Origin of the sequence: Pantoea sp. RIT-PI-b (genome assembly GCF_001187905.1) — a bacterium.
Taxonomy (GTDB): domain Bacteria; phylum Pseudomonadota; class Gammaproteobacteria; order Enterobacterales; family Enterobacteriaceae; genus Pantoea; species Pantoea nemavictus.
Map to the genome: position 1 here is coordinate 166,839 of NZ_LGIS01000020.1, position 18,690 is coordinate 185,528.

Sequence of the window (18,690 nt, forward strand, 5' to 3'; positions counted from 1 at the left end):
GAAATGCCGGAGCAAACCCAAGTGACTTGCTCACCGCAATGTCACGCAACTAATTCAACAAAGGAATATTACGCAATGGAATCAGCAAACTACAGCAAACCAACAGAGAGCGAGATTAACCGCACTCAAACAGATCTTCTACTGGCTGTGTCTCAAATGACCGGGCGAGAGTTCGCTAAAGGCGTTGGGTGCCATGAGACGAAGATTAGCCGCGCTGACTGGCGCTTTATTGCAGCTGTGATTTGTACGGCTCGCATGGCTTGGGAAGTTAGCCCGATGGGCCGGTTAGTGCAGGAAACGATTGAGGCGATAAGCGCCAAAGAAAAAGCCCCAAACGCGGGAACGTTTGAGGCTTAAACCACATTAGTGACACCAATCACTGGAGGTAATAATGCCAGGACTAACTGGATATGTAAACAGTAAAGGGGGCAGTTATGGCAACTGCTGAACTTTTAGACTTCAACGCAGCTCGCAAGCTCAGGAGCGCAAGGATGGAAAACCAAAAGCAGGGGCACTTTGCACTGTTCAGGAGTCTTCTGTCCAAGGATTGGGCCAAAGATACTGCCAAGCTGGCAATGTGGATTCGGCTTATCGGTGAGGCTTCCTACAGACCACGCACAGTAGAGTTTTCCGGCAAAGAGTGGAATCTACAACCCGGCGAACTGGTGACCACAGCGGCGATTATCGGACGTAAATTGCGTGATCAGGACGGTCATGAGAAGAGTCCGCAGGCGGTGACCCGGATGATTAATTTCTTCGCCAGAGAAGGGATGATCACCACCAAAGGAACACGCTTCGGGACGGTGATCACCATCACGAATTATGCCGAATATCAGGCCATTTCACCCGATGAACCTCGCGAAAGACCATCCGATAACAACAAACCCAATACTGGCGCGGCTTTGAGTGCCATACCCGATGAACCATCCGAAGAACCAACCGGTGAACAGAACAAGAAGTTACTAGAACAAGAATTAAATAATAATTACCCCCATACCCCCAAAGGGGGCCGGGATGGCGATCAGGTTTCACCTGAAAAGCGAAAGGCAGAGCGCATCGATTACGATTCATACCTGGTAGCCTACAACGAGGAAGTTGGTGATCGGCTGCCACATGCCGTCGCTGCAAACGAGGCCCGCAAACGTCGCATCAAGAAATTAATCCCCCAACTGAAAACGCCTAACGTCGCCGGATTCCGGTCATACGTTCGGGCTTTTGTCTGTCAGGCCAAGCCGTTTTACTTCGGCGCCAATGACACTGGCTGGTCAGCAGATCTCGATTACCTGCTCAGGGATGCAACGCTGACAGGCGTCAGGGAAGGCAAATTTGCAGACCACAAGGAGCCAGCATGACTAACACAGATATCGAAGCCAGTGTAATCGGAGGCTTGCTGATTGGCGGATATACGCCTGATGCGAGTGACGTGATCGCCACGCTGGACGACAGCGCATTCAGCGTTGAGCTGTACCGCCGCGCATTTGGCGAGATTAAGCGCCAGGCGAAACAGCGAGGCCTGATTGACGGCATGATGGTTGCGGAAGCCATGGGGAATGACTACGTCGCTCACATCATGGAAACCACGCGTAAATGCCCCTCAGCAGCAAACCTGAAAGGCTATGCACGAGTCGTGGCTGACTACCACAAGGTACGCCGGTTTACCGAGCTGATGGACGCTGGTAAGCGCGAGATATCTTCGGCCGGCAATCATGAGTTAGCGCTCAACGCCATCAACCAGTTCATGGCATCGCTGACCGACATTGACCGCCCCGGTGATGAAATCAGGCCGATGCACATCCGTGACGTTCTCGACGGGTATCAGGAGCTGCTGGAGAAGCGCGTTAGACAGGGTGAAGAGTCCGACACGCTGAAAACCGGCATTCCAGAGCTTGACCAGATTACCGGCGGCATCAACCCGGTTGACCTGGTTATCGTGGCTGCACGTCCGGGCATGGGTAAGACGGAATTTGCACTCACAGTGGCGGAAGGAGTTGGTCGGCAGCAACTGCCCGGCAGCAAAGATAATCGAGGCGTGCTGATTTTCAGCATGGAAATGGACGCAAACCAGATTATTGAGCGACAGCTTGCAGGAGCTGGAAACCTCCCGGTATCGGATCTGCGCAACCCCGCAAAGATGGACGACGAAGGCTGGGCGAAAGTCACGCTAGGCATGAAGCGCCTGCTTGATCTGGATGTCTGGATTGTTGACGCCAGCAAGATGAACGTCGAGCAGATCCGCGCCATCGCAGAACGTCACAAGCGCAACCACCCGGCGTTATCGCTCATCCTCGTTGACTACCTCGGCCTGATTGAGAAGCCGAAGGCAGACCGGAACGACCTCGCGATCGCACACATATCTGGCAGCCTGAAACGCATGGCGAAAGACCTGAAGACGCCTGTCATGTCACTGAGCCAGCTATCCCGAGATGTTGAGAAGCGCCCTAAAGGCCAGCGCCGCCCGACCAACGCAGACCTGCGCGACTCAGGAAGCATTGAGCAGGACGCAGACAGCATCATCATGCTTTACCGCGAAGCCGTATATGACGATGAATCACCCGCTGCAAAACTGGCAGAAATCATCGTCACCAAAAACCGCTTCGGGCAACTCGGCACCGTCTATCAGGCCTTCGTCAACGGTCACTTCAAGCCAACCGATCAGGAAGAAGCCGCAAAGCTATGCCGCACCAAGCCTGAACAACCTCAACAGCAATCACGCCGCTACAACAAAGGGGCTGACGTATGAATTTAACCATCGAAGATGCAGAAGCGATCACCGCGCTTATCCGCGCAGACCGACCGCATTACACCGGGCCAGTGTTTGTCGATCTCGGAAAGCTGGAAGAACTCCACATGCGCAGCGCTGCTTCACATGTCCATTACGCGCTGCTTTTCGCATCCGGCAAGCTTTTCTCAGGCAAGAGGGCTGCGTCATGACACAGGTAATTCACGGACTGCCTCGCGCCGAGCTGATTAAGCGCGTATTCGGCGAAAGCAAACCACCGGCACCACAGCGCGATTCCGTTCCGAAAAAGGCGGCAATAACAAAACTAAGGGTGGGTTCTGATGCGAGCTGACAAAATCAAAAAACCAAACCACATTCACCGGATTATTGATGAGCGTGGATTCATCTTCGTGCACCGTTATGCTTGGAGCCATAGCGCTATGCGCAAGGTTACCCGACGTATGTGCAAAGATGGAATCCTGCTCAAGGTTGCAGAGGATCGCGATGGGTTCAAATATATTCGGACGCAACAGGAGGGAGGCAATGAACAAGCCAATCGCTGAAGTCGCACGCAGTAATATCCACCTTCTGAAAGAAATGCAATCCGCTCCCAATATCGGATTGAGCATGTGCTCTGAGCTATTCCTGCAAGCCCTTGAGATTGCCCTGCCAGTACTGGAGCAGAAGGAAATGATAACGGATAGCGCATCTTTGATAACGGATAAGCAGGATTTGATAACGGATACCTACCTGCAGATTGAAAATGATGGCTGGATTGAGTGGGAAGGTGGCAAATGCCCGGAGGCATACAGCACCGAAGTGCAAGTTAAATACCGTGACGGAATGGGCATGGAAGATGCTGCCGGTAATTTTAGCTGGACTCATGATAACGAGCCGGACGACATCATCGCCTACCGCATAGTCTGAACGCAAAGACAACGCTATTAGCTAGAGGAGTATTAAAGATGGTGAAGAGATATACAGAGGGTGGGTATGGTGTTAGTGAGATGGAAGAAGACCAAAATGGCGGCTGGGTACGTTATGAAGACCACCTGAAAGAAATATCAAAAATACGACAGCAGTTTATTGCGACTGAGGCGGGTGGGTGGATTGCGTGGGGTGGAGGCGAGTGTCCGGTTGATGCCGCACAAGTCGTGGATGTTAAGTGGCGTGCTGGTGGCGTAATGAAGGTTGAGGCAGGCGGCAGGACTTGGTTTCATGATGGAAAATTCTACGACATCATCGCCTATCGGGTGATTGAGAATGATGGGAGGGAAGGATGAGTGAAGAATTAGAGCGCAATGAATTTGAACATTGGGCAGAAGAGGTAGGGGCGCTTCCTTGGGGCAGCCTAAAGACCCGCCGAATTGGAGATGGTTACTCAGCGCAGGTTTACAACTACATGTGGAATGCGTGGCGCGCACGTAGCCAACTGGAGAGTGTATGACAACCCAAACCAGCGGCGATGATTGCCGTGAAAGTGGAGAAGGGGAAACCATGAGAGAGCAATTCGAAGCATGGATAGTATCGATGCCTCGATACACCGAAGGCGACATTAAAAAAAGAGCCGATGGTCAGTATGAATACATGGAAACCGAGTGGTGCTTCAGGGCATGGGTGGCAAGTCGGGAAGCAATGAAAATTGAAATACCAGATCCTGCCTGCCGATACGCTGACGACTCACACAAAGCCTATAGCAGAAAGCAAGTTGTAAATATGCTAGCCGAGCTAGGAGTTCATATTGTCGAGGAAGAGATATGAGCAACGTAATCCCCCTCAGACCTGACCCACTCCGCCAAGCCTACGAAGCAAACGACAAACTCAACGACACGAAACTGACACCAGAGCAACAGCTGCTGGTCGACAGCATCGCGTCATATCTGGAGAAAGCTATCGAGGAACGCCATGCAAATCGAGCTGATCAAATCGGCCGGGGGGATATTCACCCCAGCGCTTGATAGTGACATACAGCGCCTTACCCGCTTCAAAAATGGCGAGCAGTACACCGCCGAAATCAAACTGACCCGCAACCCCGCATTCCATCGAAAAACTTTCGCATTCTTCAACTTCTGCTTTCAGCACTGGGCTGCTGACCGGGCAGGGCTTGAGCATGCCGATGAAACGACACAGTTCAACCGGTTCCGCAAAGACCTGACCATCCTGGCAGGCCATTACGACATGGTGACGAACATCCGCGGCGAGGTTAGAGCTGAAGCAAAGAGTCTGGCCTACAGCAACATGGAGCAGGAGGAATTTGAGCGCTGCTATTCATCCCTGATTAACGCCGCCATTAAACATGTATTCGCCGGCACCAAAGACCAGAACATTATCAACCAACTCTATTCCTACTTCTGAGGAATCCAATGACACCCTTTACCGATATTGGCGCAGCCATTGAAGAAGCTGCGTGGCTGGCGTTCATCCATGAGAAGCCTCACTGCGTATACCAGCGCTTTGACGGACTGATGGAAGTGAAACCAGAACACCCCGATCGCAACGCAATGTTCACCACCGGCACGCCGGGAACTGTAACCACTGAATACAGGTGCGCAGCATGAGCAAAGGCAGATACCAACACCACACACAGGAAGAGTGCAACAAGGTAGGGAAGCTTAGAAAAATGGGGCTGACATTCGCAATCATCAGCCAGCGCATGGGATGCAGCATCGACACATGCCGGCATATGTTAGCGAGGGCGAGATGAAGAGATCATGGTTCACCCATCCGGAACCGCTCGACACCACCACCGCAAACGAACTCATTCAGCGCTACACCTCCCGGCAGATTCAAACCAAAAAGACGCTCGCATTCGACCCGAAGTTCTGGCTCGTTTCCGCGCTGCTACCTGAATCCCGCCACGAACCTAAACCAAGCAAGCAATATCAAAACCCGATGTGGAGCCAGCTATGAGCAACAAGACGGACTACACCTATCTCGACATGCTCATTCAGGAGCGAATTGCAGCAGGCAACAACACATTCTCAAAAATTGACGGCGGAGAAGTTTATAAGCAAGCGCAGTGGCTTGAAGGGCAAATCAAAAGTTCAGCCTTTCGCATTATCGACCGACGACTGCAGGCCTTGCGAAAGAAGGGACTAATTAAGTACACAACCGCAGATAAGTGGACAATCAATCATGCGTGAACGCTGCACCCGCTGCCACACCATCCTCACCAGTGAAGATAAGCACTTTCACGGCATAAGCTGCCACACCTGCGAAGAGGACTCCTGGTATGCAGAACACTTCGAATACGTCCCATTCCACGCCATCTGGCGATACGCCCGATATCAGGTGCGCTGGTTGTCCTGCGTTACTCACCACGGAGGAAGTTTATTGTTGCGCTGCCTGCGTCGATGCGTGGGCAGAAGCCGATCCCAATTTCGACATGACAGGAGACGATAATGGCACAGGCTAAAAAGCCGAAACCGCCGAAGCCGAAGAAATGCAAATGCTGCCCTGATAAGTTTATCCCCCGCAATAGCCTCCAAACTGTCTGCTCTCCCAAATGTGCCATCCAACTCGCTAACCAACTCACCGAGCGCAAGCAAAAGCGCCTGGCGAAAGAGGAGCGCGCGGCATGGAACAAGCGCAAAGCCGATGTGAAACCGTTAAGCCACTGGATGAACATGACCCAGCGAGCATTCAACGACTTCATCAGGGCGAGAGACGGCGACGTTTGTATCAGCTGTGGCAGCACAACAGCAGTTAGCTATCACGCGGGACATTTCAGGACAACTGCCGCGGCTTCGCAGTTAAGGTTTAACGAGGATGGATGTCACAGCCAATGTTCAGCCTGTAACGTTCACCACTCCGGCAACATCGGCCCATACAGGGTCAACCTCATAGCAAAAATCGGCCTTCAGCGCGTCTTAGCGCTCGAATCCAACAACACACCTCACCGATACACCCGCGAAGAACTGGAGCGCATCAGAGCGCATTACAGGGCTGCGCTGCGTGAGCTGAAAACCAAATTGGAGCAGGCAGCATGACCGACTACCTCAGACAGAAGTGGCAACTGCTGCGGATGTACCGCGCCCGCCGCATGTTCGAAATCAACTACCGCATATTACGTAACACAGCGAAAATCATGGGGGTAAAAGATGCCAGTACGCGAGCTTAATCTCACTAAAGAGCAGCATGACTGGCTTAACAGCTGGTTAGAACTTTGGGGTGCGTGGGTGTATTCAGGAAGGCTGGAAAAGCGCCAGAGCAGCGTCATAGCGCAATACATGGCTACTGTTGAACCACAATCATATCCATACCGCCCAATGTGCAACGATGATGACGGACTCTTGATTTCTCAGGTCGTGGACTCCGTCATGAGCATCGATAAAAAAGCCTTTGGCATACTGCTTAGCTACTACGCACACGGCTCTTCCAAGCGTGCAATCGCATCTTACTATCACAAGTGCGCAAGTCCTCGCAAAATGTCGGGGCGCGGCGGCGAAAGCTATCGCGTACCTTCAATGATTACTTGCCGGCGAGAAGTGGACGAGATACTCAATGCAAGTTTGTATCTTCTCTACACTCCGCTGCTAAATGCATTTAACGATCGCAAACGTGTGGTTAAAATTAGAAAAGTCGCATAGTAAGTATTGACTCTGTTGAGCCAATGAGCCACAATTTGAATGTAAGCTGCCGTAAGTGTTCTTAATGATGCCCGGACAGCAATCGAACAAACAATTGTGATATTCAAAAGCCTCGCAGCCTCACCAGCTAGCAGGGTTTTTTTGCGATATTGACACCCGAAAAAAGTTTTTGTAAAAAGTGAATCGCCTGATGTGTATTGTTCTTTAGTCCAATCATTCATCTCGCATATCAGGCCGAAAGCCCCGTCTTGACCGATGGGGCTTTTTGTTTTTCAGAGTCTAAAAATCAGGCACTTTTTCGATTGCCTGAGATTAAAGGTCAGGAAATAGGCAGTAACAATAATCAATCACACCTGCACGGCAAATTTAATAAATGTTTAACCTTCCGCATGTACCTTGAGCTTACCCCTTCAAGAGCTAAGCCATTACGAGTGCCGGAGATAAGCGCCGGGTGGGGTACATCAAATTTATGAGGCCGCCAATTGGCGGCCTTTTTTCGTTTTAGCGCCATCCCAAAACTTATTCAGACCCTCATTGCTGTGTGGGGATGAGCGCTCTTTTCTTACGACTACAGGCGGCACCAAGCGAACAGCGAGGTGTATATGAGTATCGATATGAGCAAACTGGCATCAGGCGCGGCATACGGCGCTTCTGCCGGGACGATTGCCAACGGTCTGCTGACCAGGTTAAGTCCCGATGAATGGAGTGCTGTTGGCGTGCTGGCTGGTATTCTGGTCGCGCTATTCACGCTCGGCATCAACTGGTATTACAAACGCAAGGCCACTCTAGCGCAGATTAAAGCGTTACAACGCTGGCCCACCGCGCCCGACCTCACCGAGGATTAACCCCATGGCAATGTCAAACACACTGCGCAACAGGCTTATTGCTGCTGCCGGCGGCGGAGCCATGCTTATCGCTACGGTATTCCTCGGCGGAAAGGATGGAGTGGAAGGGCGCGTGTATGAACCCTACAAGGATGTGGCTGGCGTATGGACTGTCTGTGATGGTCATACCGGTGCCGACATCGTGAAGGGCAAGAAGTACACCGACCGCGAATGTGATCGCCTGATGTGGAATGACCTGCAGCCGGTTAAGAAGGCTGTCGACTCCATGGTCAAGGTGCCGCTGGGTGAATACCCGCGCGCCGCACTCTACAGCTTCACCTATAACGTCGGCACATCTGCCTTCTCCAAATCCACTCTGCTGAAAAAGCTTAACGCTGGCGACCAGGCTGGAGCATGCGAAGAGCTGCGCCGCTGGGTGTACGCCGGAGGCATGAAGTGGAAAGGGTTGATGAACCGCCGCGACATGGAGCGTTCTCTCTGCCTGGCGGAAAGCGCAAATGATATTTAGCTTACGGACCGTCCTGATCGCTATCGCTCTGATGATTGTAGTCGCATTAGGTTATGGGGAAATCCGCTATCTAAACGGCTGGTATGCCCATAGCGACAAAGTAAACGCCGAGCATGCAGCGAAGAAGCAGAAGGCCGAAGCAAAACTGGCGCCCACTGAAGCAAAAGCAGCAACCGCTAACGCTGATGGAAAGGTCATCTACAAAACCATTTACCGCGACGTGGTGAAATATGTTCAGGATCCGAATCGCACTGTGTGCCGGTTTGATGATGATGCTGTCAGCATGCGCCAGCGAGCCATCGATGCTGCCAACAATATCGCAGGATTTGATGAGCCCACCGTGCAAGCTAAGTCCGGCGGGAAGTGATAGTGACGCTGACTTGCAGGCGGATGTAGATAATGCCGAATGCGTGAGAACGCTCCGCCTGAACACTTACCGCTGGCAGGCGTGGTATAGGGCGTCACAATAGAGCTAACGTGATCCTTAGAAAGTAATTTAAGCTGTCACTCTTATGTAAATCTTGATGGATAGCCGTACATGCAGGGATATTTAATAGACTATAAAGGGGCGTTTCAGCGCGGGTACAAGCTAGGGTGGAAACGCTGGATTATTTTTTCTCTGAAAAGTGTATTACTGTTCATTGTCCTTTACCTTGCAATCTGCTGCTTTCAATACGCGCTCCTGTTCTACACATCACTTTACGAACATGTCACGGTCAACGAGGCACAGCTATCTAGCCTGCTAGCAATTACCCTCATGCTGCTGATTAGCGCCATTCCAAGCATTATTTATCTGGTCAGGCTTATCTTTCGTTGAATGCCGGGCAATGGGTGCATTTGCGAGTGCGCCTGATGATGAAATCTCACTATTGCCAGCTATTAAGAATCAATCAATGATAGTGATTTACGCTATCTTGAGGTTCTAATGGCTAATCGATATTTTGAATTTAACGAACAAATACCCATTGAGGAAGCTAGGGAATTGCACGCTCAATTCAGGCACCACTTGGATCATGTTGTGAAGGCATCGTATATGCCCGGTACGAATGGAAATCATGTGATTGTTGCTGATGGGGATGGAGAATCAATTACTCAAATATTTGGTGGTGAAGACGAGAAATTTATCGATCTTTACTACATCGATGAGTACAGCAAAATTTAGCAAGCCGCCTACGGGCGGTTTTTTATTGGAGCCAATATGCCTGACACCTACCGCATCACAGTCACTACCAAATCAGGCGAAACACACATTGGCCTGATGAATCGATCACAACCTGAAATCGTAAACGGCTTCATTGGTGTTGCTCAGGAAGATGGCGCTTGGGTATACCTCGCACCAGATGACGTGCTCAAGATGGAGTACGTGCCGGAGCAAGAAAAATGACTCAATCCTATCCATTACAAACACATAAATTCCAATGGGAAAATCATTTCCTGATTTTTTGAATGAGACCTAATGCGCCACCAAACGCACCGATGCCTACTAATGCAGCGGCAAAAACGCCTTTCTTTGAATTTTTGGACTCTTGCAATTGCGCCTTAAGTCCAGATTCATTCATCCGCTCAATAGCTTGGATGGCTTCGGAGGCTTTAGACTCGTGAGCTATCCCAATACTAGCAATAGCCTCGGCATTCCTAACCGTCATACCCGCAGAGTATTCGACCGTGCTTTTGTGAATGCCAGCAATCGTTGATTGAGTTGAATCAACAATCGTTGATTTAGCCTCTTCAGATAGAGGTTTGGCAGATAAAACCTCTTCAATTAAAGCGCCAGCTGATTTTAGAGCAGCAGGCTTTCGCCCAGATTCATCAAATTGGCGAAGATGTGTTCTCAGGGTGTCAATTTTATCGTTCATTGTATTGCCCATTAAATGTCCTTTATGACGTTAACGGCAGGGAACTAATGAACTTGAGAAATTAATCGACCTAAAATTCACAAGGAAAACTTATGGCGACCAAAGCTAAAACTGGCCGCCCTTCTGATTATCTACCAGAGGTGGCTGCTGACATCTGTTCACTGCTTGCCGATGGTGAAAGCCTGCGTAAAGTTTGTGAGAGATCAGGCATGCCTGCAAAGGCAACCGTGTTCCGCTGGCTGGCTCTGCACGAAGACTTTAGAGACCAATACGCGAAAGCCACAGAGACTCGCGCCGACGCTATTTTCGAAGAGATGTTCGACATTGCTGATAGCGTGGCAGAAGAGGCCGCTGCTGTTGGCAAAGCCCGCCTGCGAATTGACACTCGCAAATGGGCATTAGCCCGGATGAATCCGAAGAAGTACGGCGACAAGGTGAGTCAGGAAATCGACCACAAATCGTCTGATGGCAGCATGGCGACCAAGCCAACGACAATCCAGCTTCTACCTGTTGAGCCAAAAGCATGAGTGAAGCCGTTCAACTTCCAATCCCCGCCAAACTCGCGCCACTGTTCACTGCAATCAATAAACGCTATCGCTGCTCACACGGTGGGCGTGGTAGCGCCAAGACCCGCACCTTCGCACTAATGACTGCAGTGAAGGCGTATCAGTCAATGATGAATGGTGAGAGCGGCGTAATACTGTGTGCACGAGAGTTCATGAACTCGCTGGAAGAGTCGAGCATGCAGGAAGTTAAGCAGGCGATCCTGTCGGTGCCGTGGCTGGCTTCTAACTTCGACATTGGCGAGAAATACATTCGTACCATCGACAAGACGGTGACATACGTTTTCGCCGGCCTGCGACATAACCTCGACAGCATCAAATCGAAAGCACGCATCCTGTTGTGCTGGGTTGACGAAGCAGAATCAGTGAGCGAAATCGCCTGGCAGAAGCTTAGCCCCACCGTTCGCGAGGAAGGTTCAGAGATTTGGGTAACATGGAACCCTGAGCGCGATGGCAGCGCTACTGATAAACGCTTTCGCAAAGAGGCTGGTGACGACTGCGTAACGGTCGAGATGAATTACACCGACAATCCGTGGTTTCCTGACGTGCTTGAAGGCGAGCGACTGAACGACCAGCGCCGCCTCGATCCGGCAACCTATGCATGGGTGTGGGAGGGGGCTTATCTCGAAAACTCCGATAAGCAGGTACTGGCCGGTAAATACCGCATCGCTGAATTTAGTGACACGCTGTGGCAAGAAGCTGATCGCCTGTTCTTCGGCGCCGACTTCGGGTTCGCCAAAGACCCGAACACTCTTACCCGCTCATTCATTCTGCACAACCGCCTTTACATCGAATATGAGGCTTACGGTCAACAAACCGAACTCGACCACATGCCAGCGCTTTACGACACAATACCCGGTTCGCGTGAATGGCCTATCAAGGCCGACTCCGCGCGACCCGAGACAATCAGCTACCTCAAGCGTCAGGGCTTCAAAATATCAGCTGCTGAAAAGTGGCAGGGTAGCGTTGAGGATGGAATCGCCCATCTGCGCGGCTTTGACGAAATCATCATCCACCCACGTTGTAAGAACGTAGCGCGTGAAGCTCGCCTGTGGTCGTACAAAACTGACCGCATCACTGGTGAGGTGCTGCCGAAACTGGCAGATGGTGATGAACACTGCTGGGACGGCATTCGCTACGGCCTCGATGGTCACATCAAACGCAAGGCTCAGACGATGGGCATGATGATTCCTAAACGCCTGCAAGGCAGATAACCCACCGACGGACAAACCATGACTGACAAATTAACGCTAGCCGTCAATCACGCGCTGAATGACGTCAGGCTTGCCCGTGCGCGCGCCATGCTAATCAACCCCGGCATGGGATTGGATGCCAAGCGTGAAAGCGCGTGGTGCGAATACGGCTTCAAAGATGACCTGTCATTCGATGACCTTTACAAACTCTACCGGCGTGGCGGTATCGCTCATGGTGCAGTGAATAAGCTTGTCACCAACTGCTGGAAAACGAATCCGCAGGTAATCGAGGGTGAGCAATCCGACGATTCACGCGAGTTAACCGCGTGGGAGAAGGCCAGTAATCAGGTCTTCACTCACCGATTCTGGCGAACATTCGCCAAAGCTGACATGCGACGCCTTGTTGGTCGCTGGGCTGGTATCCTCCTGCACATCAAAGACAGCAAAAACTGGGACCAGCCTGTCATAAAAGGTAAGGCGCTACAGAAAATTACGCCGGTATGGGCCAGCGCATTGGAGGTTGGTAGCCGTGACAACAATGGCGCCATCACAATGTGGCAGTACAGCGAATCGTTGTCCGATGGCAGCACGGCGCAGCGCGACATACATCCCGATCGCGTCCTGATAATTGGAGACATGTCGGATGATGAAATCGGATTCCTCGAGCCTGGATATAACGCCTGTGTCAGCCTTGAGAAAGTCGAAGGTGGTTCAGGTGAATCATTCCTGAAGAACGCCGCGCGCCAGCTAAATATCAACTTCGATAAAGAAATCGACTTCAACAATCTGGCCTCGCTTTATGGCGTCAGCGTCAATGAGTTGCAGGCGCGATTTGATGAGGTAGCCGTCGAAGTTAACCGCGGCAATGACACCACGCTAACGACTCAGGGCGCGACTGTAACACCGCTGGTATCAGCCGTTGCTGACCCATCGCCAACCTATGACGTGAACCTGAAGACCTTCAGCTCATCCGTAGACATGCCATCGCGCATCATCGTTGGTAATCAGTCAGGAGAGCGTGCCAGCACGGAAGACCAGATTTACTTTAATGGCCGCTGCCAGTCTCGCCGCGGCGACCTGTCGTTCGACATTGAGGATATGGTCGACAAGCTGACCTATCTGCAAATCATCAAGCCGGTCGGCAAGTTCAGCATTGTGTGGGATGAGCTCAACGAGCAGTCACCATCTGACAAACTGGATAGCGCCACCAAGATGAGCACCATCAACCAGACATCTCTCGCATCTGGTGAGCAGGTATTCACAGTTGATGAAATTCGCGTAGCGGCTGGTTATGAACCGGGCGGCGGCGAACCATTGCCGGAGATTGATGATGGCGAAGAGGACGACAACGCCCAAACCGGCGATTCTACCCAGCAATAAGCAAGACCCGACCGGCATCGACCGGTTAGAGCGCAAGGCGATGAAGGATTTCGCCAGCCGCATGAAACGGATCGGCAAAGCCTACATCGCCGCACTTGAACGCTTCCCTGCAATCCTCGTTGTTAATGCCAGTTACGAATACCAGATTGACCCGCTCATCCTCACCATGACGCTCAATGATGCCAGCGTGCTTACTGACTCCATTCTTCTAAAGGGAGAGCAGAGCCACCACTGGTTCACTGAGACCTATGTTGAGGCGGCTGCTGTGCGCGGTACAGCTCAGGCGTTCGCGAACCTTTCTCAGCAGTCAGCAACGTATCTGGCTGACCGGCAATCACTTCAGTCGCTTCTGCTTAGCGAGCCTTATCAGCGTCGAATGTCGCTGGTCTATGCGCGTGAGTTCGAAGAGATGAAAGGGTTGTCAGCTGAGACAAAGCGCAACATGGCGCGTGTGCTTACGGATGGCATGGGGCGCGGGCTGCATCCATCGGTAGTGGCTCGCAATCTGAGAAATCAGGTTGGCATTGAATCGCGCAGGGCTAACACCATCGCTCGCACAGAGCTGACTACAGCGCTCCGCAGGGCCAGATGGGATGAGGCTGACGAAGCAAAGAAAAACCTCGGGCTGAATATCCGGCTCATGCATTTCTCCGCACTAAGCCCGACAACGCGCCAGTCTCACGCTTTTCGCCATGCTCACATCTACACAGTCGAAGAGGTGAGGGCGTGGTACGCCACCGGAGCGAATGCGATCAATTGCAAATGCTCGCAGGTAGAGGTACTGGTCGATGCCAAAGGCAACCCGGTTAACTCGAAAGTTGTCGAGATGGCGCAGAAAGAATTCAGGCAGTGGAAATCACTCGCCGCAAACCAATCACATCACTGCTGCGGACACAGGCACGCGGCTTAATCGAGAGATAACCATGACTATGCAGGTCAACGTCACCACCAAGGTGAACAGTCAGGCTATTCGCCGTGAAACGCATAACGGGCGTGCTCACCTGGTTCTGCCAAGTTACACGCTGCCGGCCAACGTTGTGATGAACGGCGGTCTGTATTCAGCCGCTGAAATCGACGCTCACTATCAGGGGCTGGAAGGAACGCTGGCGCCACTTGGACACCCCACCGTAGACGGACAGTTTGTTTCCGCATTCTCACCTGAAGGTATCAACGCCGGACATATCGGCGCGTGGAACCGCAATGTGAAGAAATCTGGCAACCGCATTTACGCAGAGAAGTGGGTTGATACCGTTGTTGCCAATCAGAGTGAAGGCGGTCGCGAGCTTTTGGAGCGCGTAGCAGCAATTGAGCGCGGTGAAGACGTGCCGCCGATTCATACCAGCGTCGCCGTATTCCTTGAGCAGCTGGAAGCTAACGAAGAGCAGAAGTCGCAGGGCATAGAGTGGGTAGCGAAGATCAACGCTATGGACCACGACGCCATTCTGCTGCATGAGGTCGGTGCTGCACAGCCAGAGCAGGGTGTTGGCCTGATGGTTAACGCTGACCAGGCCAAATCACTCAAAGCTAACTCAGGTGCACTGGTTGGCGAATCCTATCGCGAGCGCGAGCGCCGTATCGAACAGGCTGCCCGAGACAAGTTTGTAACCGGACCCGACGATTACGCGTGGATTGCTGACTTCACCGATTCGCAGGCGATCGTCATTCGCAATGGTGGCGACGCTCAGGTTTACGGCTACAGCAGCGACGGCGGGAAAATCACTTTCGATGATGCCGGTTCAAAGGTAGCTCGTCAGGAATCATGGGTGGCAATCGCTGCCAACAAATTCAAATCACTATTCACTCCGCAGGAAGCTCCTGCAACAAACCACCAAACGGAGGGCGATATGCCTTTAACCAAAGAAGAACTGGAACAGATCGGCACTATCGTCAGCAGCGCTATTGCTGCGAACAACGAAGCGTCACTGAAGCCAATTACCGAAGCGCTTTCAGGCATTCAGGCGAATCAGAAAACGCTCTCTGATGCTTTGACGGCCAACTCACGCGCCGAAGAACAGACCATGCGAGATGCAGTTAAAGCGGTGCACGGCGACATCATTGCTAATGCGCTGACAGGCGAAGCGCTGAAAGAGATGTTCAGCAAGCTTGGTGAAGCCACCCAGATCGGTGCAAACAGCGCCAAAAACCCACCTGTGACCGGCGCACCAGATCCGGCTGTTTACTTTGGAGGTGCTGCGTAATGGCACGTTATCGTCGAGTAAATATTGACGGTCAGTCTCTGTACAAGACCGAAACCCGCGTTACCGCTGCAGCACTGCAGCCGGGTACCGCGGCAGTCATCAATGACGACAATGAGTTCGCGCAGGCCACCGCGCTGGCTGGTCGTCTCTACATCATCGACGTTGCTTACCATCAGGGCCTGAACATCACTGAGGCTGTGCCTGCTGGTGATTCTGCTGTGGGTAATTACGTCGAGGAAGGCCGTGAGCTCGCGCTGCGCTGCGTGCCGGGAACCTATGAGAAGGATTCCCCGATCAAGCTCGGCACCAATGGCAACTTCACACTGGCAACTTCAGACACCGACTCGGTAATCGGCTACAGCCAGGACGAAGCGACCATTGCCGCGAGCACCTTTGATTTCATCCGTGTTCGTACGCGCGTCGGCACTATTGCCGCTGGCGCTTAATCAGGAGAATAAGAATGTATTTTACCGCTGAAACACTGGCTGCTAACAGCCGACTGCGCGGACACTGGAATGAGCTGTGGGCGAACCGTGACATCTTCAATGCCCAGCACGACATGATGGTCAACGCGTTCCGCGCGCGCATGACGCATGAAATGCTGGCAGCGAATGCCATCGGCGGCTTCACTCGCGAATTCTGGGCTGAGATTGACCGCCAGATTATCCAGATGCGCGATCAGGAAATTGGCATGGAAATCGTCAATGACCTAATGGGCGTGCAGACCGTTCTGCCGATTGGCAAAACCGCGAAACTGTACAACATCTCTGGCGATATCGCCGACGACGTATCGATCAGCATCGATGGTCAGGCGCCGTACTCCTTCGACCACACAGAATTCGGTTCTGATGGCGACCCGATTCCGGTGTTCACCGCTGGTTATGGCGTCAACTGGCGTCACGCTGCAGGCCTGAGCACTGTAGGCATCGATCTTGCTCTGGACTCTCAGGCTGCCAAGATGCGCAAGTTCCACAAAAAGCGCGTCAACTTCTACCTGAACGGCGATGCATCCATCTCTGTTGATGGTTACAAAGCGCAGGGCATCAAGAACCACCGCAACACTCAGAAGATTAATCTGGGTAGCGGCGCCGGCGGCGCGAATATCAATCTGACCACCGCGACCCCGGCGCAACTGCTGGCGTTCTTCGGTCCGGTTGGCCCATTTGGTGTGAATGCGCGCACCAACAAAGTGACCGCTTACGACAAGATGTGGGTTAGCCCTGAAATCTGGGCGAACATGGCGAAGCCTTACCTGGTAGACATCAACACCGGCACCAATGCAATCCTGAGCGGCACTGTGCTGGATGCGATCAGCAAGTTCATCCCGGTTAAGTCTATCCAGATGACCTATGCGCTTTCGGGCAATGAATTCATCGCCTATGAACGCCGTCAGGACGTTATCTCTCCGCTGGTTGGTATGGCTGTCGGTGTTGTGCCGCTGCCGCGCCCGAAGCCGCAGAGCAATTACAACTTCCAGATCATGTCTGCTGAAGGTTTGCAGATTAAAAAGGATGGCGAAGGCTTGTCCGGCGTTGTCTATGGCGCCAACCTGGCTTAAGGAGCAATCATGGCTGACAAATACGAAGTGATTAAGCCGTGGCACGGCGTGGCAAAGGGTGATGTGGTCGAGCTGAAAACGGTTCATCCCTCGCTGAAGCCGCATGTGCGTAAGCTATCTGACAAAGCATCGGCTGAACTGGTACCAGCAACTCCAAATGCAGGCACCGATAAGCAGGCGCGCAAAGAAGCGATCGCCAAACGTCTGGATGAACTCGGCATCGAGTACAAAGGCACGCTTGGAGCTGACAAGCTGACGGAGCTGTTACCAGATGGCGAGCTCGAAAAGCTTTTCCCTGCTGAATAACAGCCGCCGCGATGGCGGTTTTTTTATGCCCTGTTTCGGCGGGGCTAAGAGGTATTCATGGTTACCCAGGAACAGGCAAAAGAGTATCTGGTGAGCCAGGGTATTACGCTGCCAGACTTTATCGTCGCGGCGCTGGTTGAGCAGGCGAACAGCATTCAGGAATGTCTGGACGCTAACTACACGCCAGCGACAGCATTACTAATTCAAATGTACCTGTTAGGAATGATGGGGCTGGGGCAGGGCGATAAATACATCAGCTCTCAGTCAGCCCCATCTGGTGCTTCGAGGTCATTCCGCTATGGCTCATTCGCCGATCGGTGGAAAGGGTCGCTCGGATTGCTGCGAGGGCTGGATAAATTCGGTTGCGCGTCTGCACTGATACCGGCCGACCCAACTCAGCAAGCGTTTGCCGGAATCTGGATTGGTAAGGGTGGTTGCATGTGTGGTGATAAGCGATGAGCTGGCTACCGGCATCACAACCGCCTAAGCCATTCGACCGCGTGTGGGTGAAAACTTCAAACGGCCGGCAGACAACCGGCTACGTGAACAGCGGCGGCGAGTGGGTGATTAACTGCCCGCGCATTGCTGCTGAGAAACCCTCAGTGACCAGTTGGAGGAAATAGCAGTGACCGCTACAGCAAATTGGTCATATACGGCTAAAGCTACCTACTGGCGCAAGTTAGGTGAGGACGAGTACGGCGATTCATTAGGATTTGCCGCGCCTGTACTCATCGATTGTGACTATGAGGGAGGGCTTTCATCAAGGCTTGGCGATATTGGTAAAGAGTTAACTGCGAGCAATACGTTTTGGACCGAGTTTTCCGAAGCAAAGCGTGGCGATTACCTTTTCATCGGCGAATCTTCCGAATCAGACCCTATCAAAGCAGGCGCTGACGAAGTTATGCGCTCAATTCAGTACGCAGACACGTTTGATCGCATCGCAGATGACTGGGCGATAATTACCGGAGTGTAGCC

Annotated in this window: 32 protein-coding genes; 31 read left to right on the forward strand and 1 reads right to left on the reverse strand. The window is 52.3% G+C overall.

Annotated features, from left to right (window positions below):
• Positions 1-75: 75 nt before the first annotated feature.
• From AC790_RS13375 to AC790_RS13470, 21 genes are all read left to right on the forward strand, one after another.
• Positions 76-357: a CII family transcriptional regulator gene (locus tag AC790_RS13375; protein ID WP_049852105.1), complete on the forward strand. Its 282-nt coding sequence runs from the start codon at positions 76-78 to the stop codon at positions 355-357.
• 134 nt (positions 358-491) lie between these two features.
• A complete protein-coding gene (locus tag AC790_RS13380) occupies positions 492-1,352 on the forward strand; it encodes a replication protein (RefSeq protein ID WP_049852276.1) in 861 nt (286 codons plus the stop codon).
• Positions 1,349-2,740, forward strand: coding sequence for a replicative DNA helicase (locus tag AC790_RS13385; RefSeq protein ID WP_049852106.1), 1,392 nt, complete (start codon positions 1,349-1,351; stop codon positions 2,738-2,740). The genes AC790_RS13380 and AC790_RS13385 overlap by 4 nt, the downstream gene beginning before the upstream one ends.
• Positions 2,737-2,931: a hypothetical protein gene (locus tag AC790_RS13390; RefSeq protein ID WP_049852107.1), complete on the forward strand. Its 195-nt coding sequence runs from the start codon at positions 2,737-2,739 to the stop codon at positions 2,929-2,931. The genes AC790_RS13385 and AC790_RS13390 overlap by 4 nt, the downstream gene beginning before the upstream one ends.
• A gap of 129 nt (positions 2,932-3,060) precedes the next feature.
• Complete coding sequence (locus tag AC790_RS13395) at positions 3,061-3,282, forward strand: hypothetical protein (protein WP_049852108.1); 222 nt, start codon at positions 3,061-3,063, stop codon at positions 3,280-3,282.
• Positions 3,263-3,646, forward strand: coding sequence for a hypothetical protein (locus tag AC790_RS13400; RefSeq protein WP_049852109.1), 384 nt, complete (start codon positions 3,263-3,265; stop codon positions 3,644-3,646). Before AC790_RS13395 ends, AC790_RS13400 begins: the two co-directional genes overlap by 20 nt.
• A gap of 38 nt (positions 3,647-3,684) precedes the next feature.
• Positions 3,685-4,002: a hypothetical protein gene (locus tag AC790_RS13405; RefSeq protein WP_049852110.1), complete on the forward strand. Its 318-nt coding sequence runs from the start codon at positions 3,685-3,687 to the stop codon at positions 4,000-4,002.
• A complete protein-coding gene (locus AC790_RS24895) occupies positions 3,999-4,166 on the forward strand; it encodes a hypothetical protein (RefSeq protein ID WP_161804881.1) in 168 nt (55 codons plus the stop codon). Before AC790_RS13405 ends, AC790_RS24895 begins: the two co-directional genes overlap by 4 nt.
• On the forward strand, positions 4,163-4,480 hold the full coding sequence (locus AC790_RS13410; protein WP_049852111.1) for a hypothetical protein: 318 nt from the start codon (positions 4,163-4,165) through the stop codon (positions 4,478-4,480). Before AC790_RS24895 ends, AC790_RS13410 begins: the two co-directional genes overlap by 4 nt.
• A gap of 144 nt (positions 4,481-4,624) precedes the next feature.
• Positions 4,625-5,074 carry a DUF1367 family protein gene (locus AC790_RS13415; protein ID WP_049852112.1) on the forward strand — a complete coding sequence of 150 codons (450 nt, stop codon included), beginning with the start codon at positions 4,625-4,627 and terminating at the stop codon, positions 5,072-5,074.
• A gap of 8 nt (positions 5,075-5,082) precedes the next feature.
• Positions 5,083-5,277 carry a hypothetical protein gene (locus AC790_RS13420; RefSeq protein ID WP_049852113.1) on the forward strand — a complete coding sequence of 65 codons (195 nt, stop codon included), beginning with the start codon at positions 5,083-5,085 and terminating at the stop codon, positions 5,275-5,277.
• A gap of 142 nt (positions 5,278-5,419) precedes the next feature.
• Positions 5,420-5,629 (forward strand): hypothetical protein, encoded by a 210-nt coding sequence (locus tag AC790_RS13425; protein ID WP_049852277.1) that lies wholly within the window; start codon positions 5,420-5,422, stop codon positions 5,627-5,629.
• Positions 5,626-5,862, forward strand: coding sequence for a hypothetical protein (locus AC790_RS13430; RefSeq protein WP_049852114.1), 237 nt, complete (start codon positions 5,626-5,628; stop codon positions 5,860-5,862). The genes AC790_RS13425 and AC790_RS13430 overlap by 4 nt, the downstream gene beginning before the upstream one ends.
• A gap of 258 nt (positions 5,863-6,120) precedes the next feature.
• Complete coding sequence (locus tag AC790_RS13435; RefSeq protein WP_049852115.1) at positions 6,121-6,708, forward strand: recombination protein NinG; 588 nt, start codon at positions 6,121-6,123, stop codon at positions 6,706-6,708.
• The gene (locus tag AC790_RS24735; protein ID WP_152929129.1) at positions 6,705-6,839 is read left to right on the forward strand and encodes a YlcG family protein; all 135 of its coding nucleotides are present in this window, start codon (positions 6,705-6,707) and stop codon (positions 6,837-6,839) included. The genes AC790_RS13435 and AC790_RS24735 overlap by 4 nt, the downstream gene beginning before the upstream one ends.
• On the forward strand, positions 6,820-7,308 hold the full coding sequence (locus tag AC790_RS13440; RefSeq protein ID WP_049852116.1) for an antiterminator Q family protein: 489 nt from the start codon (positions 6,820-6,822) through the stop codon (positions 7,306-7,308). The genes AC790_RS24735 and AC790_RS13440 overlap by 20 nt, the downstream gene beginning before the upstream one ends.
• A gap of 602 nt (positions 7,309-7,910) precedes the next feature.
• Entirely contained in the window at positions 7,911-8,153 is a 243-nt protein-coding gene (locus AC790_RS13445; protein ID WP_007888152.1) for a phage holin, read from the forward strand.
• A 4-nt stretch (positions 8,154-8,157) separates the two neighbouring features.
• Positions 8,158-8,661, forward strand: a complete 504-nt coding sequence (locus AC790_RS13450; protein WP_049852117.1) for a lysozyme — start codon at positions 8,158-8,160, stop codon at positions 8,659-8,661.
• The gene (locus tag AC790_RS13455; RefSeq protein ID WP_049852118.1) at positions 8,651-9,028 is read left to right on the forward strand and encodes a hypothetical protein; all 378 of its coding nucleotides are present in this window, start codon (positions 8,651-8,653) and stop codon (positions 9,026-9,028) included. The genes AC790_RS13450 and AC790_RS13455 overlap by 11 nt, the downstream gene beginning before the upstream one ends.
• Before the next feature lie 558 nt (positions 9,029-9,586).
• On the forward strand, positions 9,587-9,823 hold the full coding sequence (locus AC790_RS13465) for a hypothetical protein (RefSeq protein ID WP_049852120.1): 237 nt from the start codon (positions 9,587-9,589) through the stop codon (positions 9,821-9,823).
• 36 nt (positions 9,824-9,859) lie between these two features.
• The gene (locus AC790_RS13470; RefSeq protein WP_049852121.1) at positions 9,860-10,045 is read left to right on the forward strand and encodes a hypothetical protein; all 186 of its coding nucleotides are present in this window, start codon (positions 9,860-9,862) and stop codon (positions 10,043-10,045) included.
• 43 nt (positions 10,046-10,088) lie between these two features.
• Here AC790_RS13470 and AC790_RS13475 read toward each other — a convergent pair whose 3' ends face one another.
• Positions 10,089-10,529, reverse strand: a complete 441-nt coding sequence (locus tag AC790_RS13475) for a hypothetical protein (protein ID WP_049852122.1) — start codon at positions 10,527-10,529, stop codon at positions 10,089-10,091.
• Positions 10,530-10,609: 80 nt separating this feature from the next.
• On the opposite strand from AC790_RS13475, the gene AC790_RS13480 reads away from it, so the two are divergent.
• The 10 genes from AC790_RS13480 to AC790_RS13530 all read left to right on the forward strand — a co-directional run bounded on the left by AC790_RS13480 (position 10,610) and on the right by AC790_RS13530 (position 18,688).
• Positions 10,610-11,044: a ubiquitin carboxyl-hydrolase gene (locus tag AC790_RS13480; protein WP_049852123.1), complete on the forward strand. Its 435-nt coding sequence runs from the start codon at positions 10,610-10,612 to the stop codon at positions 11,042-11,044.
• Entirely contained in the window at positions 11,041-12,294 is a 1,254-nt protein-coding gene (locus tag AC790_RS13485; RefSeq protein ID WP_049852124.1) for a PBSX family phage terminase large subunit, read from the forward strand. The genes AC790_RS13480 and AC790_RS13485 overlap by 4 nt, the downstream gene beginning before the upstream one ends.
• 18 nt (positions 12,295-12,312) lie before the next feature.
• Positions 12,313-13,653 carry a hypothetical protein gene (locus tag AC790_RS13490; protein WP_049852125.1) on the forward strand — a complete coding sequence of 447 codons (1,341 nt, stop codon included), beginning with the start codon at positions 12,313-12,315 and terminating at the stop codon, positions 13,651-13,653.
• Positions 13,601-14,563 (forward strand): phage minor head protein, encoded by a 963-nt coding sequence (locus AC790_RS13495; RefSeq protein ID WP_049852126.1) that lies wholly within the window; start codon positions 13,601-13,603, stop codon positions 14,561-14,563. Before AC790_RS13490 ends, AC790_RS13495 begins: the two co-directional genes overlap by 53 nt.
• Before the next feature lie 13 nt (positions 14,564-14,576).
• Positions 14,577-15,851 carry a hypothetical protein gene (locus AC790_RS13500; RefSeq protein ID WP_049852127.1) on the forward strand — a complete coding sequence of 425 codons (1,275 nt, stop codon included), beginning with the start codon at positions 14,577-14,579 and terminating at the stop codon, positions 15,849-15,851.
• Positions 15,851-16,297, forward strand: coding sequence for a hypothetical protein (locus AC790_RS13505; RefSeq protein ID WP_049852128.1), 447 nt, complete (start codon positions 15,851-15,853; stop codon positions 16,295-16,297). The genes AC790_RS13500 and AC790_RS13505 overlap by 1 nt, the downstream gene beginning before the upstream one ends.
• A gap of 14 nt (positions 16,298-16,311) precedes the next feature.
• The gene (locus AC790_RS13510) at positions 16,312-17,409 is read left to right on the forward strand and encodes a major capsid protein (protein WP_049852129.1); all 1,098 of its coding nucleotides are present in this window, start codon (positions 16,312-16,314) and stop codon (positions 17,407-17,409) included.
• A 9-nt stretch (positions 17,410-17,418) separates the two neighbouring features.
• Positions 17,419-17,715, forward strand: coding sequence for a hypothetical protein (locus tag AC790_RS13515; RefSeq protein WP_049852130.1), 297 nt, complete (start codon positions 17,419-17,421; stop codon positions 17,713-17,715).
• 57 nt (positions 17,716-17,772) lie between these two features.
• Positions 17,773-18,174, forward strand: a complete 402-nt coding sequence (locus tag AC790_RS13520) for a hypothetical protein (RefSeq protein ID WP_049852131.1) — start codon at positions 17,773-17,775, stop codon at positions 18,172-18,174.
• A gap of 166 nt (positions 18,175-18,340) precedes the next feature.
• Complete coding sequence (locus AC790_RS13530; RefSeq protein ID WP_049852133.1) at positions 18,341-18,688, forward strand: hypothetical protein; 348 nt, start codon at positions 18,341-18,343, stop codon at positions 18,686-18,688.
• The last annotated feature ends 2 nt before the right edge of the window (positions 18,689-18,690 follow it).

Excerpts from the sequence above, each read along its gene's own strand:
- AC790_RS13375 (WP_049852105.1), top strand. The coding sequence starts at position 76 with ATGGAATCAGCAAACTACAGCAAACCAACAGAGAGCGAGATTAACCGC.
- AC790_RS13380 (WP_049852276.1), top strand. The coding sequence starts at position 492 with ATGGAAAACCAAAAGCAGGGGCACTTTGCACTGTTCAGGAGTCTTCTG.
- AC790_RS13385 (WP_049852106.1), top strand. The coding sequence starts at position 1,349 with ATGACTAACACAGATATCGAAGCCAGTGTAATCGGAGGCTTGCTGATT.
- AC790_RS13390 (WP_049852107.1), top strand. The coding sequence starts at position 2,737 with ATGAATTTAACCATCGAAGATGCAGAAGCGATCACCGCGCTTATCCGC.
- AC790_RS13395 (WP_049852108.1), top strand. The coding sequence starts at position 3,061 with ATGCGAGCTGACAAAATCAAAAAACCAAACCACATTCACCGGATTATT.
- AC790_RS13400 (WP_049852109.1), top strand. The coding sequence starts at position 3,263 with ATGAACAAGCCAATCGCTGAAGTCGCACGCAGTAATATCCACCTTCTG.
- AC790_RS13405 (WP_049852110.1), top strand. The coding sequence starts at position 3,685 with ATGGTGAAGAGATATACAGAGGGTGGGTATGGTGTTAGTGAGATGGAA.
- AC790_RS24895 (WP_161804881.1), top strand. The coding sequence starts at position 3,999 with ATGAGTGAAGAATTAGAGCGCAATGAATTTGAACATTGGGCAGAAGAG.
- AC790_RS13410 (WP_049852111.1), top strand. The coding sequence starts at position 4,163 with ATGACAACCCAAACCAGCGGCGATGATTGCCGTGAAAGTGGAGAAGGG.
- AC790_RS13415 (WP_049852112.1), top strand. The coding sequence starts at position 4,625 with ATGCAAATCGAGCTGATCAAATCGGCCGGGGGGATATTCACCCCAGCG.
- AC790_RS13420 (WP_049852113.1), top strand. The coding sequence starts at position 5,083 with ATGACACCCTTTACCGATATTGGCGCAGCCATTGAAGAAGCTGCGTGG.
- AC790_RS13425 (WP_049852277.1), top strand. The coding sequence starts at position 5,420 with ATGAAGAGATCATGGTTCACCCATCCGGAACCGCTCGACACCACCACC.
- AC790_RS13430 (WP_049852114.1), top strand. The coding sequence starts at position 5,626 with ATGAGCAACAAGACGGACTACACCTATCTCGACATGCTCATTCAGGAG.
- AC790_RS13435 (WP_049852115.1), top strand. The coding sequence starts at position 6,121 with ATGGCACAGGCTAAAAAGCCGAAACCGCCGAAGCCGAAGAAATGCAAA.
- AC790_RS24735 (WP_152929129.1), top strand. The coding sequence starts at position 6,705 with ATGACCGACTACCTCAGACAGAAGTGGCAACTGCTGCGGATGTACCGC.
- AC790_RS13440 (WP_049852116.1), top strand. The coding sequence starts at position 6,820 with ATGCCAGTACGCGAGCTTAATCTCACTAAAGAGCAGCATGACTGGCTT.
- AC790_RS13445 (WP_007888152.1), top strand. The coding sequence starts at position 7,911 with ATGAGTATCGATATGAGCAAACTGGCATCAGGCGCGGCATACGGCGCT.
- AC790_RS13450 (WP_049852117.1), top strand. The coding sequence starts at position 8,158 with ATGGCAATGTCAAACACACTGCGCAACAGGCTTATTGCTGCTGCCGGC.
- AC790_RS13455 (WP_049852118.1), top strand. The coding sequence starts at position 8,651 with ATGATATTTAGCTTACGGACCGTCCTGATCGCTATCGCTCTGATGATT.
- AC790_RS13465 (WP_049852120.1), top strand. The coding sequence starts at position 9,587 with ATGGCTAATCGATATTTTGAATTTAACGAACAAATACCCATTGAGGAA.
- AC790_RS13470 (WP_049852121.1), top strand. The coding sequence starts at position 9,860 with ATGCCTGACACCTACCGCATCACAGTCACTACCAAATCAGGCGAAACA.
- AC790_RS13475 (WP_049852122.1), bottom strand. The coding sequence starts at position 10,529 with ATGGGCAATACAATGAACGATAAAATTGACACCCTGAGAACACATCTT.
- AC790_RS13480 (WP_049852123.1), top strand. The coding sequence starts at position 10,610 with ATGGCGACCAAAGCTAAAACTGGCCGCCCTTCTGATTATCTACCAGAG.
- AC790_RS13485 (WP_049852124.1), top strand. The coding sequence starts at position 11,041 with ATGAGTGAAGCCGTTCAACTTCCAATCCCCGCCAAACTCGCGCCACTG.
- AC790_RS13490 (WP_049852125.1), top strand. The coding sequence starts at position 12,313 with ATGACTGACAAATTAACGCTAGCCGTCAATCACGCGCTGAATGACGTC.
- AC790_RS13495 (WP_049852126.1), top strand. The coding sequence starts at position 13,601 with ATGATGGCGAAGAGGACGACAACGCCCAAACCGGCGATTCTACCCAGC.
- AC790_RS13500 (WP_049852127.1), top strand. The coding sequence starts at position 14,577 with ATGACTATGCAGGTCAACGTCACCACCAAGGTGAACAGTCAGGCTATT.
- AC790_RS13505 (WP_049852128.1), top strand. The coding sequence starts at position 15,851 with ATGGCACGTTATCGTCGAGTAAATATTGACGGTCAGTCTCTGTACAAG.
- AC790_RS13510 (WP_049852129.1), top strand. The coding sequence starts at position 16,312 with ATGTATTTTACCGCTGAAACACTGGCTGCTAACAGCCGACTGCGCGGA.
- AC790_RS13515 (WP_049852130.1), top strand. The coding sequence starts at position 17,419 with ATGGCTGACAAATACGAAGTGATTAAGCCGTGGCACGGCGTGGCAAAG.
- AC790_RS13520 (WP_049852131.1), top strand. The coding sequence starts at position 17,773 with ATGGTTACCCAGGAACAGGCAAAAGAGTATCTGGTGAGCCAGGGTATT.